This window comes from Streptococcus sp. 27098_8_75, assembly GCF_041432475.1.
GTDB classification, from domain to species: Bacteria; Bacillota; Bacilli; order Lactobacillales; family Streptococcaceae; genus Streptococcus; species Streptococcus gordonii.
In genome coordinates this window covers 103,822-117,848 of the sequence record NZ_JAPVZR010000004.1, presented here as the reverse complement: position 1 = coordinate 117,848, position 14,027 = coordinate 103,822, and the positions used below count along the sequence as shown (strand labels likewise).

Annotated in this window: 13 protein-coding genes; 6 read left to right on the top strand and 7 right to left on the bottom strand. The window is 36.9% G+C overall.

Annotated elements, in window-relative coordinates; all coding sequences use genetic code 11:
- Entirely contained in the window at nt 1–1,290 is a 1,290-nt protein-coding gene (locus O3640_RS07615; protein WP_032915016.1) for a membrane protein, read from the bottom strand.
- Nucleotides 1,291–2,094: 804 nt separating this feature from the next.
- Between O3640_RS07615 and O3640_RS07610 the strand changes: the two genes are divergently transcribed.
- Entirely contained in the window at nt 2,095–3,240 is a 1,146-nt protein-coding gene (locus O3640_RS07610) for a low temperature requirement protein A (protein WP_371586818.1), read from the top strand.
- Between the two features lie 457 nt (nt 3,241–3,697).
- Here O3640_RS07610 and O3640_RS07605 read toward each other — a convergent pair whose 3' ends face one another.
- Entirely contained in the window at nt 3,698–5,179 is a 1,482-nt protein-coding gene (locus tag O3640_RS07605; RefSeq protein ID WP_371586841.1) for a M protein trans-acting positive regulator PRD domain-containing protein, read from the bottom strand.
- 271 nt (nt 5,180–5,450) lie between these two features.
- On the opposite strand from O3640_RS07605, the gene O3640_RS07600 reads away from it, so the two are divergent.
- The 5 genes from O3640_RS07600 (at nt 5,451) to O3640_RS07580 (ending at nt 7,404) form a co-directional block, all read left to right on the top strand.
- Nucleotides 5,451–5,690, top strand: coding sequence for a GlsB/YeaQ/YmgE family stress response membrane protein (locus tag O3640_RS07600; protein ID WP_045773459.1), 240 nt, complete (start codon nt 5,451–5,453; stop codon nt 5,688–5,690).
- Between the two features lie 55 nt (nt 5,691–5,745).
- Nucleotides 5,746–6,327 carry an alkaline shock response membrane anchor protein AmaP gene (gene amaP / locus O3640_RS07595; RefSeq protein WP_371586817.1) on the top strand — a complete coding sequence of 194 codons (582 nt, stop codon included), beginning with the start codon at nt 5,746–5,748 and terminating at the stop codon, nt 6,325–6,327.
- Nucleotides 6,328–6,338: 11 nt separating this feature from the next.
- Nucleotides 6,339–6,509 carry a DUF2273 domain-containing protein gene (locus tag O3640_RS07590; protein WP_002899156.1) on the top strand — a complete coding sequence of 57 codons (171 nt, stop codon included), beginning with the start codon at nt 6,339–6,341 and terminating at the stop codon, nt 6,507–6,509.
- A 17-nt stretch (nt 6,510–6,526) separates the two neighbouring features.
- Entirely contained in the window at nt 6,527–7,117 is a 591-nt protein-coding gene (locus O3640_RS07585; RefSeq protein ID WP_008809819.1) for an Asp23/Gls24 family envelope stress response protein, read from the top strand.
- Between the two features lie 83 nt (nt 7,118–7,200).
- Nucleotides 7,201–7,404, top strand: coding sequence for a CsbD family protein (locus O3640_RS07580; RefSeq protein ID WP_008809820.1), 204 nt, complete (start codon nt 7,201–7,203; stop codon nt 7,402–7,404).
- Nucleotides 7,405–7,512: 108 nt separating this feature from the next.
- On the opposite strand, the gene O3640_RS07575 is transcribed toward O3640_RS07580, so the two are convergent.
- From O3640_RS07575 to O3640_RS07555, 5 genes are all read right to left on the bottom strand, one after another.
- Nucleotides 7,513–8,562 carry a TIGR00341 family protein gene (locus tag O3640_RS07575; protein ID WP_008809821.1) on the bottom strand — a complete coding sequence of 350 codons (1,050 nt, stop codon included), beginning with the start codon at nt 8,560–8,562 and terminating at the stop codon, nt 7,513–7,515.
- A 660-nt stretch (nt 8,563–9,222) separates the two neighbouring features.
- A complete protein-coding gene (locus O3640_RS07570) occupies nt 9,223–9,453 on the bottom strand; it encodes a GlsB/YeaQ/YmgE family stress response membrane protein (protein ID WP_008809822.1) in 231 nt (76 codons plus the stop codon).
- 3 nt (nt 9,454–9,456) lie between these two features.
- Entirely contained in the window at nt 9,457–9,705 is a 249-nt protein-coding gene (locus tag O3640_RS07565; protein WP_020992713.1) for a hypothetical protein, read from the bottom strand.
- Nucleotide 9,706: 1 nt separating this feature from the next.
- Nucleotides 9,707–10,948 (bottom strand): aminopeptidase, encoded by a 1,242-nt coding sequence (locus O3640_RS07560; RefSeq protein ID WP_008809824.1) that lies wholly within the window; start codon nt 10,946–10,948, stop codon nt 9,707–9,709.
- Between the two features lie 226 nt (nt 10,949–11,174).
- The gene (locus O3640_RS07555; protein ID WP_227955531.1) at nt 11,175–14,024 is read right to left on the bottom strand and encodes an AAA family ATPase; all 2,850 of its coding nucleotides are present in this window, start codon (nt 14,022–14,024) and stop codon (nt 11,175–11,177) included.
- Nucleotides 14,025–14,027 lie beyond the last annotated feature (3 nt).

Genomic DNA, 14,027 nt, shown 5'->3' with positions numbered 1-14,027 from the left:
TTAATAAACATGTTTAGATACGACTATACTATTTGGTTTTTCAAACTCTCGATTAAGGTAGGCTTGGTAAGTTCCTGGAGCGATAAATCCTTTGGGTGAGAGGATATCGGTGCCAGCCTGACCGACTATGGTATCAGCCAAGAGCACACAGTTTGTAGATAAGACAAAGTAGGATTTAAACTTAGATTTGATAAATTTATAAAGTTCCCCATCTGTCTCATGTCTGATTTTATAAGCGTAGGTGTAGTCTTCCTTACCATCACCTGTCATGATTTTATCTGCACTTGGCTCCCATGGAATCGTCAGTTGTTTCAATTCAGCCAACTTTTTCTGAACTGCTTTTTCCATTTCAGGCGTCAAATCTATCCCATAACCAAAAAGCGTTTTTTGACTCTCACGTTTACATAGGTCAATGTACTTGTCACGATCACAGAAATATAAGACACCATCTCCTACCATGCCAAATAAGGTCTCAGAAGACGGATCATAGTTGCCATAAGAAATAACACGGCCTTGATAGCAGATATCCACATGACCAATTGCCGAAAACAGAGAGGTCTCAGCTGTATGAACAAAAATTTCAAGCTCCGCTGTCTTACCAGACTTCACCATTCCAAGATGGATATCCTCTCTCTCATCAGCATTTTCCTGCATGAATTTGTTGATTTTTGCTAAAGTACTTGCAGGGATGAGAGCGGCTAGGACAATAGGTAAGCTCATTCTTACACGACGTTTGAGATGGTTTTTCCCAATTTCCTCCTCAAATAAGAAACCATCACGGATATTGGACACACCATAAAGGAAAAAATAAGCCCCTAATACAAAGAGTTGAAAGACAGAATTTCCTGTAGAGGACAAAAGACTAGTCCCACCAAGAAAAACTAGTACGAGTCCATCTAGTAAGAGACGAAAACGAGGTCGAATTTTGTTTTTGCGGTAGAGAACATAGGTGACAAGGTTAATACTAGCATGAAAAATCTGATAAACTCCAATCACAAGAGCCAGAACATAAATCGGTATATCAGTCGCAAGATTAGAACCTAGCAAATATCCCAGCACTAACAATTTAACCAGTGCAACTCCCAAGGTATCCGTTGACTGGCTTTTTTTGAAAACTCTTAATAGCAAATCTACGACCGTTGCTATCCAAGCTAAAAACAGAACCAGGCGAATAACTGTTACTGGCAACCAAGTCCCCGTGACCATCAAGATGAGACCTAGCAGAACAAACAAGAACCCCTGAGCAAGTAATTTCTTACCTGTCAGACCTAAAGATAGAATTTTCGCCATATAAAAACCTTTCAACAATAAAAATTAAACACTCCGATTAAACTGACTAGTAAATAGCCAACACTACAAACAGCCTGTGCCAGCAACATATGGTGACTAGAAATGACTGTAATAATGTCACCATCTTGTCTTATGCACTTCTAAAATTTGTTATATTGATTAGAAACCAGAGCTTATAAAAACTAGCTAAACTCGAGAGATAGACACAATTGCGACGAAAAAATGTATAACCAATTCAACTTGTTAAGGTAAGAAAGCATTATTTCCAATCTATTAATTATTCATCTATTACCTATTATGACACAATATTCCCTATAGTTCAACTTTTTACTTGTTTTTATATTACACGGACTAAAAAGTTTTCAACAGTTGATTGCATTTGTTTTAATAAGTTTTAACCTTTCTTGGTTAGATAAAAAAAGAACCATACAGTTTAGAATCTGTATGGTTTTTGCCCCACTTTTGTCCCATTTTTAAATCATGACATTGAAAATACCTAAAATCACTTATATTTCAATATTTTTAATTGCTCTCAATATGAAAGTCCTTTCCAAATCCCTGTAGGGGGCATCTAAATCAACAGGAAAAAGCCTTGGAATCAAGGCTTTTTTGTGTAGTCTTAGCACTAAAAAACGATAGAAAAAACACCCCTTCTGAACTGCACCCCAAAAGTTAGACAGAAAAAACCTAACTTTTGTGGCGCAGTTCATTCGCGTCACATGAAGTTATTTAAGCATCTCCTTTTTTTTTTATTACCATTTTCTGTTATAATAAATTGTACTTCTAAAATAGAAAGGTCTTAAGATGACAACTCTTGTTAAACATAAACGTGTAAATTATTCAGAACTTTTTTATGATCTAGTTTTTGTTTTTGCGATTTCAAAAGTAACTGCTTTAATTCACCATCTTCATAACGGTATTTTGACTTGGAATTCTTTCCTTGATTTTCTCATTGCTACTTTGATTCTCATCGATTCCTGGATGATTCAAACCGATTATACCAATCGCTATGGAAAGAACTCTTTATTTAACATAGTAATCATGTTTATCAACATGGGACTTATGCTCTTTATGTCCAATATGATTGGATACAATTGGCAACAATGGTTCTATTATACCTGTTGGGCTGTTGGTACATTGACCCTTACCTTATTTTTTCAATATTTGGTTGAATTTTTTAGAAAATCAACCGATAATACTGATCGGGAAAGTATCAAAGGTTTTCTATGGTTAACAGGTCTAGGAAGTTTAGGAGTCTATCTGGCAGCTCTTTTTCCTATTTACGTTGGAGTCTATATCTTTATTGCTAGTATTCTGCTAACATTTATTGTGCCAATTTTCTTGATTACTAAAGATGAGCATTTCCAGGTAAATCTTCCCCATTTAATCGAGCGCGTCTCCCTTCTTGTGATTATTACGTTTGGAGAGATGGTTGTTGGGCTAGCTGGCTTCTTTACAGTCGAGAATTTCTCGATTTATTCGGTTCTCAATTTCGTTATCATGCTTTCCCTGTTCTTGTTTTATTTTGGCGAATTTGACCATGCTATTGATGAAGGATCTAGTCAAAAGGGATTATTTGTAATTTATAGTCACTATCCTATTTTCATCGGGCTTATGTTGATGACAGTTTCGATGGGTTATCTCCTGAATCCCGAGGCTAATCTTCTCGTTGCAATCAGCTTCTTTTATATCGGAATTGGCCTCTTCCAAGCTGCTGTCCTAGCAAATGGGCCCTATAACAAAAACTATCTTCGCTATCCGAGAAGTTACTACTGTGCTCAAGCGACACTCTATCTGGCTGCCTTGATTCTCTCTTTGCTTTTCGCTTCTAATCCTATAACAGTGTTGAGTATTGCAACCATTTTTACTCTAGCTATAGCCATTCATTTTATTTATTTTTATGTGACACAGAATAAAAAATATTCCAAATCTAACTGGGGGTTCTTTTAATGAGTTTATAGCATTAAAAAAGCTTTGGGAACCAAGGCTTTATATGATATCAATCACCGACCACGAAAATGTTTAGCTTACAGAACTGCTAGTGAAGCTCTAGAGGATGAGTTCGAGTAAATGTTGCACTTATTCTTGCAATTTATCATTTACTTGATGCACGAACTCGATATTTTTTTCGTTAATTTGTTTTTGCCCCACTTTTGCCCCATTTTTAAATCCTGACATTGAAAATACCTAAAAGTATTTCCCTAAAATCAGCTATATTTCAACATTTTTGTTTATTTTCAATATGAAAAGTTCTTACAAATTCATGCAGGGGGCATAGAAATAGAAAAAAAGCCTTGATTTTCAAGGCTTTTTTGCTTAAATTTTTAGGATATTCTGAGTCTAATATAGATGAAATTCTTTTCTCATAACAAAAAAACGCTATGTAGCGTTTTTTTATTCTTCTTAGTTACTCATCTAGTCGAATAAACATCATTGCATTAAGTAAGGAGATGAGTGCGACTGTATTAATATTATTGGAATAGATCAGTCTCTTATTTTCAATAGGAGGAATAATAAAATTAGAAATAATGATGTCGTATGGTGATTCTTTTAGAGACTCAAGTGATAACTCTAATTCACTCCAAACTTCCAGTTCAAAATTGTTACTACAATAGTAAGAAAGTGTCTCTGCTATTGATTTTGCATGATACTGATCAAAATTACTCATGACCAAAACCTTTAATTTAGGTTGATTTTGTAAAAGATTTAGCACCAAGTGTTTGCTATGGGTGATAAAAGTATAGGTCAAATGATTGACCTTCATTGAACTACGATCCATATCCAAAGCCTCTAGATAGTGTTCAATCCCTTCCTTCACCTCTGAAACGAATCGAGGGAAAATATTTTGAAAGTTCTTGATTGTATTGCCTTTTTGATCAAATAGGATAAACTCTGTTGATAATTCCTGGCGATGCAGATGTGCCGTATTATGCAGATGCCAGATCAGATTGTCCTTATTGTCTACTTGAAGATTATACTCTCTTGATACCTGATCCACTAAATCTCCCAATAACTGATACGATTTTTTTACATAGCTGTCTGTTTTTGCATAGTTCAAGAAAACTTCTTCATCTATGAAAAACATTTTTTGAAAATAGGATACAAATAGTTGACCTATCACTTCTTTATTCAGAGAGATATGATATTCAGAGTCAAAGCTCGCTACAATCTTGTCAATTCCTTCTGCCTGCATGAAAGATTCCAACAATTGGTTGTTAAAAAAAATTTTCTCAACTTCCAAGAAATGACCAAACTTTATTCGGTATAAATTCGTAACAAGGAGCAACTTTAACATTCGTTGAGTTGCGAAATTGACTGGAAAGGCAGTTTCTTTATAGACCAGTGCTAAAAGCTTACACAAAGGTTCTACTGAAAAATCTTCAAAGGGCCATTCAAGGAAATAATATTTCTCTGAAAAATACTGGGCAAAAAAGTAACGGATATCGATCTCATTTCCAGTAATTCGAACTGGATTGAGGCTGATTTCAAAACGATATTGTTTCTTAATAATTTTATTAATGTGACGGATGATGCGGTAAAGAGAGGAAGAACTGATATAAAACTCTTTGCAAATACTATCAGTATCACATCCTTCATTAAAGAAGATAAATTCTAAAATTGAAAAGTGAGTTGAATGCTTAAAAAAATGGTGATAGACCATTTCAATATCACTATCGTCAGTATTTATGATACGGATACCATTTGTTGAGGAATGAAATATCAAGTCAGGAAAAGAAGACCTGACATGGGACAAGTCATCTTTTACTGAACGTTCTGTACAATGCAATAATTCCGCTAGTTCAGAAATATGAAACCAGCGCTTATTTTCAAATAGTATTTCTAATAATTCTAATTGTCTGTGACTTTTTTTAGACAGTAATTCTCGCATTAAAATATTATCTTTCTTTATATAGTGTTTTATTATCAGGCAATTATACCATATTTTATGCATTTAACCTTGTTTAACAACTTTAAAATATATCTAAAAACGCTGATAAAAGCCTGTAGAACAAGGAATTATTATCTTTGCGTATCTATGGTGCAGATAAACGGAAAGAAAACCAAGCTGAATTATTATGTTTCAAAGTTGGAAAATTATATAATCATATTAATCAAAAGATTTGAATTTTGATTTAGTAAATTTAGAAAGGAGAATCGATATGCTTTGGTCTATTATTGTCGGAGGTGTTATTGGTCTTATTGCTGGATCAATCACTAAAAAAGGTGGCTCTATGGGTGTTATTGCAAATATTGTTGCAGGTTTAATCGGTTCAACTGTCGGTCAATCACTTTTGGGAACTTGGGGTCCTAGTTTGGCTGGTATGGCCTTGCTTCCTTCTATCATTGGTGCAGTTATTGTAGTAGCTGTTGTATCATTTTTTGTAGGTAAAAAGGCATAAATTGTCTTTTTACTTTCAAAATACAATTTAAAATTTAATGATGTGAGGATTCAATATGTCAAAATCAAGAAAAATACTTTTTCTCATACTATGTATTTTAATCTTGACGATTTTGATTCCTGTTTTGCTAGATTTTCATAAAGTTAGCGGTCTGGGGCTCCAGTTATTTAGCTGGAAGTTATTCACTTGGAAGCAAATTCCTTTTGTAGGATACTATCTTTCTAGATATGTCTTTTGGGGCACTGTGGTTTTAGCAAGCTTAATCTTACTACTGATGTTAGTGATAGTTTTTTATCCTAAGAGACGTTTAGAAATTCAGCTAGCTGATGCGGATGGGAAACTGATGCTGAAAAATTCAGCGATTGAAGGATTTGTTCGTAGTCTGGTAACAGATCACGATTTAATTAAAGATCCTACAGTTTCAGTAAATAGCCGTAAAAACAAATGCATGGTGTCCGTTAAAGGGGCAATCGTTCCTTCGGAAAACATTATCAAGAGAAGTCAGTTGATTCAAGAAGAAATTGCGTCTGGATTGACAGAATTCTTCGGAATCAATCATAATGTCAAGCTTAAAATCTCTGTCTCAGACTTCAAGCCAAAAGAAGTGGCTAAAAAAACTACTAGTCGTGTAAAGTAAGGAAGTAAAAAATGGAATGGTTTAAAAAATATCAATATCCAATCTTGTCTGGATTAGCAGGCATTATTCTAGCGTGTTTTATCCTATCCTTTGGCTTCTTTAAGACTCTATTTGTCTTGATTTGCGCTACTCTAGGGGCAGGAATCGGATATTATATTCAAAACAAAAATATATTTAAATAAGAATAAAGGAGTTTAACATGTCAAATAAAGATGTTAAAGATGTTGCAAAAAAAGAAGTTGCTCAAGCAGCTCACGAAGTAAAAGGTGAATTGACTTATGATGATAAGGTCATTCAAAAAATTATTGGCCTTTCTTTAGAGAAAGTTTCAGGTTTGCTGGCTGTTGACGGTGGCTTCTTCTCTAACTTAGCAGATAAATTGATTAACACTGATAATGTCACTAACGGTGTTAATGTCGAAGTTGGTAAAGAACAAGTAGCTGTTGACTTGAATGTAGTAGTTGAATATCAAAAGAATGTTCCTGCATTATACGACGAAATCAAGAAAGTTGTTGTGGAAGAAGTTTCTAAGATGACTGACTTAGAAGTTGTTGAAGTCAATGTTAATGTTGTTGATATCAAAACTAAAGAACAGCATGAAGCTGATTCAGTTAGTCTTCAAGACCGAGTAACAGATATTGCAGAATCAACAGGCGAATTTGCTTCAGAGCAATTTGAAAAAGCAAAATCTGGACTTAGCGGTGGCTTCTCAGCTGTTCAAGAAAAAGTTGGTGAAGGGGTAGATGCTGTTAAAGAAGCTACTTCTAAGGAAAAAACTCGCGTTCATTAATACTCTAACTACGAAAAGAGATTATTATTTTATTTCTTTTCTATAAATAAAATACTTAAAAACTCATAATGGAGGTAAAGATTATGTCTACAGAAGAAAAATTCAACCAAGCTAAAGGTTCTGTTAAAGAAGGACTAGGAAAATTAACTGGTGATAAAAAAACAGAAAAAGAAGGAGCTGCTGAAAAAGTAGTTTCTAAAGTTAAAGAAGTCGCTGAAGATGCCAAAGATGCTGTCGAAGGCGCAATCGAAGGCGTTAAAAATATGATTAATAAAGATGACAAATAAAGCTAAGAGTTAATTTCTCTTGCAAAATATCTTTGTAATTAATAATAGTAAAAAAGAGAACAATTAATGTTCTCTTTTTCATTTCTCTTGCAACGAAAGGTAATTTGATTACTCATTTTTAGTCTTCGTTTCACTCTTTTCCTTATCAATCTTTTGAAGATCCTGATCATTCTTATATTGAATAATAAATTCTACTACTTCTTTTTCAGTCAATCTATCATTGGATAATTGTGAAATTTGAATTGAAATATTTTGCAAACCATAGTCATTTTGCTTACCAATAATTTTTTTTAACTCCTCGTCAGAAAGATGTTTTCCTGAAATAGTTAACTTTAGTGTATTATTCTCTTTGATAAAGTTCTTTTTTAGTACTGTCTGCTCTTTAAACTGATCAGATAAGTATTTATTTATAGATTCATTAATTAGTGTTTCTCTAACTAATGTAGCTGCTGAAACCAAACTGGGAATAATAAGAATAAGCGAAACTAGAATTAATATTTTTCTCATTTTATAAGCTTCTTGATTGTGTTTAATGTAATGACTTTTCACCATAGTTAAGCTTGTCCCTATATAAGTAGCTATCATAATATAACTACAATTGATGAAAAACAAATACAAGGCTCCTACCATAAACTTAAAGTTTCCTGTTGCTATAGAATAACCAACTGTACACACAGGTGGCATAAGAGCCGTTGCAATTGCCACTCCAGGGACAATATTATTTGCTTCTTTTTTTCGTGCTCCAATAACTCCAGCTACCCCACCCACAAAAGCTATAACTACATCCCAAATTGTTGGAGACGTTCTAGCAATAATTTCTGTACTTGCATAAGAAATAGGAGAAATTAGAAAATAAACTGTTGATGCTATAAGACTCAACGAAACTTGAATAAACAAAATTTTAAACGACTTTCTGAGCAGATTCATATCCAATATTGCTAGCGAAAAACCAATCCCAAGAATGGGTGTCATTAGCGGAGAAATTAACATTGCCCCAATGATAACTGGAGTAGAATCCATGTTTAAGCCAATAGATGCAATCAACATTGCGCATAACAAAATAGCTAAATCACTTCTTGTTAAATCTAGATCATCATAGACCTTATCTCTAAATTCTGTTAAAGAATAAAGCTTGTCATCCTGTAAAATTTTTCTCAAAACAGCATTCCTCATATTAATGTTTTCCAAAGTATAAATCCACTCTAATTAATGAATGAAATTTGCAATATTGACCAAAAATATAGAAAGTGGTTTATACTAGTATTTATTTTAACACAGAATATTACAATTAAATTCTCAGTCGATTGACAAGATCAACTGTTTAAAGTAGTACTTTATAAAGGTTTCGGTTTAGGAAACAATACAGTCCGAATGACTAAATTAGATACAATAAATAGCTATTATATAAATGTCCCTGCTAGATAAACAAATTTTTTACGTATTACCTTTTTTTCGAAAAAATTCAAAATCAAATCATTGGATAACAGGTTTTATTCTTTATTTCCCGCCAAACAAAAATAAATAACTTTGATTTTCAGGGCTCTTGTTTATCATTTATCTATTAGCTAGAAAAGAAGTTAAAGTTAACCTATAAAAATTAACTAAAGACGAAATTTTTACGTTCAAGCTATTTCCCATTATGCTCCGGCTAGAAATCTTCCATAACCTAGAACTGTTCTAGTTCTTTCTCATTAGCTAGTTGATTTCCAAGATATTTATACGCAAAGAAATCCATACGTGCATTTGGTCAAAACCACTTTCATTCCACTACCATCATAAATACCCCTGAAAAAATTCTCAGGGGTATTTTTTCAGACTTTAGCTTTCTCGTCTCCAAAAAATTGCTAATAAAATCACTGCGCCTAAGATAGAGGGTACTACAGCTGTGTCATGGAGAAGAGGCCCCCAGGTCCCAAAAAGACTTTGGCCTATCCATGCTCCAAGTAAGCCTAAGATCATCTTGCCGATGCAACCCATCCGCTCGCCTCTATTGGTAATTGCGGCAGCTATTAGACCAATGATAAAACCAACTAACATACTTCCAAGCATGACCTAATCCTCCTTTTTAAATCGTTGAACCAACCAAAGGATGGCCAAGGAAATTACTGAGCCAACAAAGGAAGCAAAAATTTTAAAGATAGGGAAAAAGACAACCAAGCCAAGCAGGGCACCGATTAAGCTGACCAATAATTTTAATTTCCATTGTTTGGGCTTTTCATACGGCGTCAATATGACTGCCACAGCTGTCGTCAGTAAACAAGCTGGCAAAGTAAAAATCAATACAAAAATTAGTCCTGTCATCTTAAATTGCCCAGTCTCCATTTCTAAAGATTGCTACACGGCTGCCGTCTTCGCGGATACCGTCAATATCCATCTGATTAGAGCCAATCATAAAGTCCACATGGACATCCGAGCGGTTGAGACCCGCTGCTTCCAGCTCTTCTTCGGAGAAATTCTCTCCGCCCACTACACTAGTCGCATAAGCAGCTCCAATAGCCAAGTGGTTAGACGCATTTTCATCAAAAAGGGTGTTAAAGAAAGTAATGCCTGACTGGGAAATCGGACTTGGATCTGGTACCAAGGCACATTCACCCAAAGCACGCGCACCAGCATTTTCAAAGACAAGATCCTTCATAACCTGGTCTCCCTTTTCAGCAGTAATGTCCACAATCTGGCCATCCTTGAAGGTCACCTTGATGCCTTCGATGATGTTGCCATTATAGCTGAGAGGTTTGGTGCTGGTCACATAACCTTCTGCCCGGCGGAAATCCGGTGCTGTAAAGACCTCTTCTGTCGGCATGTTGGCAATGAAATACTCGCCCTGAGCGTTGAGACTACCAGCTGACTCCCAGTGATGGTTCTTGGGCAAGCCCAATGTCAAGTCAGTTCCCGGCGCTGTGTAGTGGAGAGCAGAAAATTGCTCTTCATTTAGAATCTTCGCTTTTGAGCTGAGTTTTTCTTCATGAGCCTTCCAAGCTGCAACTGGATCATCCTCATAGACCCGGCAGGTTTTGAAAATCTGATCCCAGAGAAGATCTACTGCTTCCTCATCGCTAGCTGCATTTGGAAAGACCTTCTTCGCCCACTCAGTACCCGCTGCTGCAGCGACTGTCCAGCTGACTTTATTAGATTGGGTTGCGATTCGCATCGGCTTCATAGCTAGTCCCAAGGCCTTAGCAGAAGCCGAAAGCTTTTCTGCCTCAACACCATTTAAGGCACCTGGATCAGACGAGCGCACACCTAAGCGACTAGCCTTGTGTTCCAAGAGGTAGTTCATCTCTGCAATCTTGTAGTCAGGCACATTGTCCAAGCGATCCATCGGTGCATGGAGGAATTTTTCCCGGGTAGTAAAATCATCTGCCCATTGGATGATCACTTCATGTGCCCCCAAGGCATAGGCTTCCTTCACGATCAAGTGGGCCAATTCACGTTGCTCCACATCGATATTGAGCGCTACCGTGTGCCCCGGCTGCACATTGATACCATTAGCCACCAATAATTTAGCGTATTTTTCTAAGTTTTCTTTAAAATTTGGTAAAACCATTTTTTCTCCTTAATAAGCAATATTCTCTTCCTAGTATACCATAAGTACACGCCTCCTGCAGAATCCTTACAACAGAAAATGCCTTTCCTTCCGTCTGGAATACTTTTTTCTCTACTAGAATATTAAAAACAAGTCCATTATTTAAACATAAACCAAGACTTTCTACCGTGAGAAAAACGCCTGAAACAAGAATGTTTCAGACGCTTGGAATTTTGAAAGCTGAGAATTAGGGAATAACATAGCCTTGGTCATCTACCATATGAGGATGTTCTGAATTTCCATTCTCCCTCAAGGCTTCCAAATCTTGATCCAAAATGGAATTGTAGTCTGTACTTCCTTCACGTGTTACACGAGTCGATACTTGTCGTAAAAGTTTTTCGTTGAGATTGCGGACCCAGCGACCGTTACTGTGGTCATTGGCACGCAAATAATTTCCTTTCACAATTTCTCCATAGAGAGCTTCATTGACTTGGTAGCCTTGCTTGCGTAATCCCATGAGACCGATCTCTACAATCTCATCTGGATTATAGTCCTCAAAGTCAAAGACATTTGGAATCCGACTTTGCAATCCCGAATTGACTTGCAAGAAGTCATGCATCTCCCTAGTATAACCAGCGAAGATAATGACGATGTCTCGACGGTGATCCTCCATAAATTTGAGTACTTCATCCAAGGCTTCCCTCCCGAAATCATCATTTTGACCAGTGTAGAGCGTGTAGGCTTCATCGATGAAGAGGACTCCACCTAGCGCACTTTCTAAGACTTCACGCGTCTTTAAGGCTGTTTGGCCTTGGTAGCCACCAACCAGATTGCTTCTAGATACTTCAATGAATTTCTTCTGCTTGATGACTCCTTTTTGAAAGAGAATATTCCCCAAAATACGAGCAACAGTCGTCTTCCCTGTACCAGGGTTTCCAAGAAAGAGCGAGTGCAGCGTTGTATCTTCCACAAGACCACCTTGCTCTGCCCGTTTTTGGTTGAACTCAGCCATAGCTACAAACTGTTCGACTTGCTCTTTCACTTTTGCAATTCCAACCAAGCGGTTGAGAGCTACCATACCATCTTCTTCTTTGTCCGCCCCCGCCTGGTACTTGCCTTGATTGAGAACAGCATCAATGTCAATATTAAGGATGGTCTCGATATCATCTGAACCTTGAGCCACCACTCGGTCTGCCATAGTCTTGGTCAATTGCTCATCTAGATTACGAATCCAGCGACCATTGCTCTTATCCAATGATCCATCGTAGGCCCGCTTGACATGACGAGCATAGTAATCGCGGTCTTCGAGCTTATAGTCTCCCTTGTTCAAGATCATTTCACCCAGTTGGACAATTTCATCTCCTGTGAAATCCTCAAAGATGAAGTTATTAGGGACACGCGAACGGAGTCCTGGATTAGTCTTTAAGAACTCCTCCATTTCTTTGGTATAGCCGGCAAAAATAATCATGATCTCATCACGATTGTCCTCCATGAATTTGAGAATGGTATTGATGGCTTCGATCCCAAAGTCGACATCACTGTCTTTTTTATCCAAGCTATAGGCTTCATCAATAAAGAGAATCCCACCACGAGCTTTTTCAAGAAGAGCCTGGGTCTGCTCAGCTGTCCCTCCAACATTAGAGGAGATTAAGTCTGACTCAGTCGCTTCGACAAAACGAAATTCCTTACCGGAAAGGACACCAGCCTCAAAGAGAACTTCTCCCAAGAGACGGGCAACGGTCGTCTTCCCTGTACCAGGATTTCCCATAAAGGCCGCGTGTAGCGTTTGCTTTTCAGGAGCCTTGCCATTTGCGATCCGCTTTTTGTTAAATTCTACCATGTTGATCATTTTTTTGATCTCATGTTTGACCTTCTCAAGACCAATCAGGCTATTGAGTTCTTCCAGTGCATCGCGTTTCTTTTCTTGTTCAGATCCAGTTGCTGTAGTAGTTGGAACAGTTGTATCAGCTGCAGTGCTTGAAGATACTTGCGGATTAGATATAGCCACTTCTCTACCCACAAGATAGTCACAACCATCCTCAATCTCAGTTATCAGATCACGCGCATCTCCCTGTGTATAAGTAACGGCGTCTGCCTTTACATAGGCAGAACTTTGAAGTCGAATATTTGGATCAGCGATTTTATGGAAAATCATCTGGTCTGCCATTACTACACTATCCGAAAAAGCCCCGAATGAAATTCTTTGAGCATTTTCAGCAAGGAAAGTAGTCTCTCCTGTCAAAGCAGCGAACGATTGGTCATAGATGCATAGAAATTCTGTAAAAGTGGCTTGATGAGCTCGAAGCATACTTCCGTACGAATTTAAGGACGTAATGCAGTCCGAATCAGAGTTGAATTGGACATTATTATTGAGGCAAACCGCAGTCCCACCAGGCAATTCGATTTTGCAGTTCTCAGATTTCCAGACTACATTATCTAACCAAACTGGTGGATAGTCCATTTCGAGATTCCCGCCTTTAACAGTAGAGTTCTTGAGAGTCACTTCTGAGTTAGTCGCACTGATCGTATTAATATCATATTTTTCAAGGTCGACGGTTTCTAAGGTTAACCTAGCTCCATCTGATAGATCGATTCTAGACAAAATCCTTGAATTACTGATTGATAATTCTGAAGCCACAATACCGATTGAAGCATCGTGTTTTTCGGGAACCTTCATTTCTATATCATTTAATATTAGTTTAGAATGCGTGTCTGCATATAGAAAAAAGTTCTGATTATTTTGAGTGCTAATTTCAAAATAAACCTGCTTACAAGTGACTTCAGATCCACTCCATAACAGAAGGGTAGAATAATTCCCTGTGACTTTAAAACACAGATTTTCAAAGGTCACCTTTGCTCCTGCTACAAATCGGAAAGCCGCTTCAATGGTATTCTTAAAAATTTGGCCATTGCCATTTGGATTAGAAACCACTTGCCCTACAAAATGTAGCTCCTTATCAATTACAATTTCCTGATTGGTCGGCCATTGAAAAGCGTATCCATCTTCAAACTCGATGATGTCCCCATTCTGAGCTTTGTTATAAGCGTCCATAAAATTCCAACTATTGTTGTAAGGACCTACTAAATATTTCGCCACACT

Excerpts from the sequence above, each read along its gene's own strand:
- O3640_RS07615 (WP_032915016.1), bottom strand. The coding sequence starts at position 1,290 with ATGGCGAAAATTCTATCTTTAGGTCTGACAGGTAAGAAATTACTTGCT.
- O3640_RS07610 (WP_371586818.1), top strand. The coding sequence starts at position 2,095 with ATGACAACTCTTGTTAAACATAAACGTGTAAATTATTCAGAACTTTTT.
- O3640_RS07605 (WP_371586841.1), bottom strand. The coding sequence starts at position 5,179 with ATGCGAGAATTACTGTCTAAAAAAAGTCACAGACAATTAGAATTATTA.
- O3640_RS07600 (WP_045773459.1), top strand. The coding sequence starts at position 5,451 with ATGCTTTGGTCTATTATTGTCGGAGGTGTTATTGGTCTTATTGCTGGA.
- amaP (WP_371586817.1), top strand. The coding sequence starts at position 5,746 with ATGTCAAAATCAAGAAAAATACTTTTTCTCATACTATGTATTTTAATC.
- O3640_RS07590 (WP_002899156.1), top strand. The coding sequence starts at position 6,339 with ATGGAATGGTTTAAAAAATATCAATATCCAATCTTGTCTGGATTAGCA.
- O3640_RS07585 (WP_008809819.1), top strand. The coding sequence starts at position 6,527 with ATGTCAAATAAAGATGTTAAAGATGTTGCAAAAAAAGAAGTTGCTCAA.
- O3640_RS07580 (WP_008809820.1), top strand. The coding sequence starts at position 7,201 with ATGTCTACAGAAGAAAAATTCAACCAAGCTAAAGGTTCTGTTAAAGAA.
- O3640_RS07570 (WP_008809822.1), bottom strand. The coding sequence starts at position 9,453 with ATGCTTGGAAGTATGTTAGTTGGTTTTATCATTGGTCTAATAGCTGCC.
- O3640_RS07565 (WP_020992713.1), bottom strand. The coding sequence starts at position 9,705 with ATGACAGGACTAATTTTTGTATTGATTTTTACTTTGCCAGCTTGTTTA.
- O3640_RS07560 (WP_008809824.1), bottom strand. The coding sequence starts at position 10,948 with ATGGTTTTACCAAATTTTAAAGAAAACTTAGAAAAATACGCTAAATTA.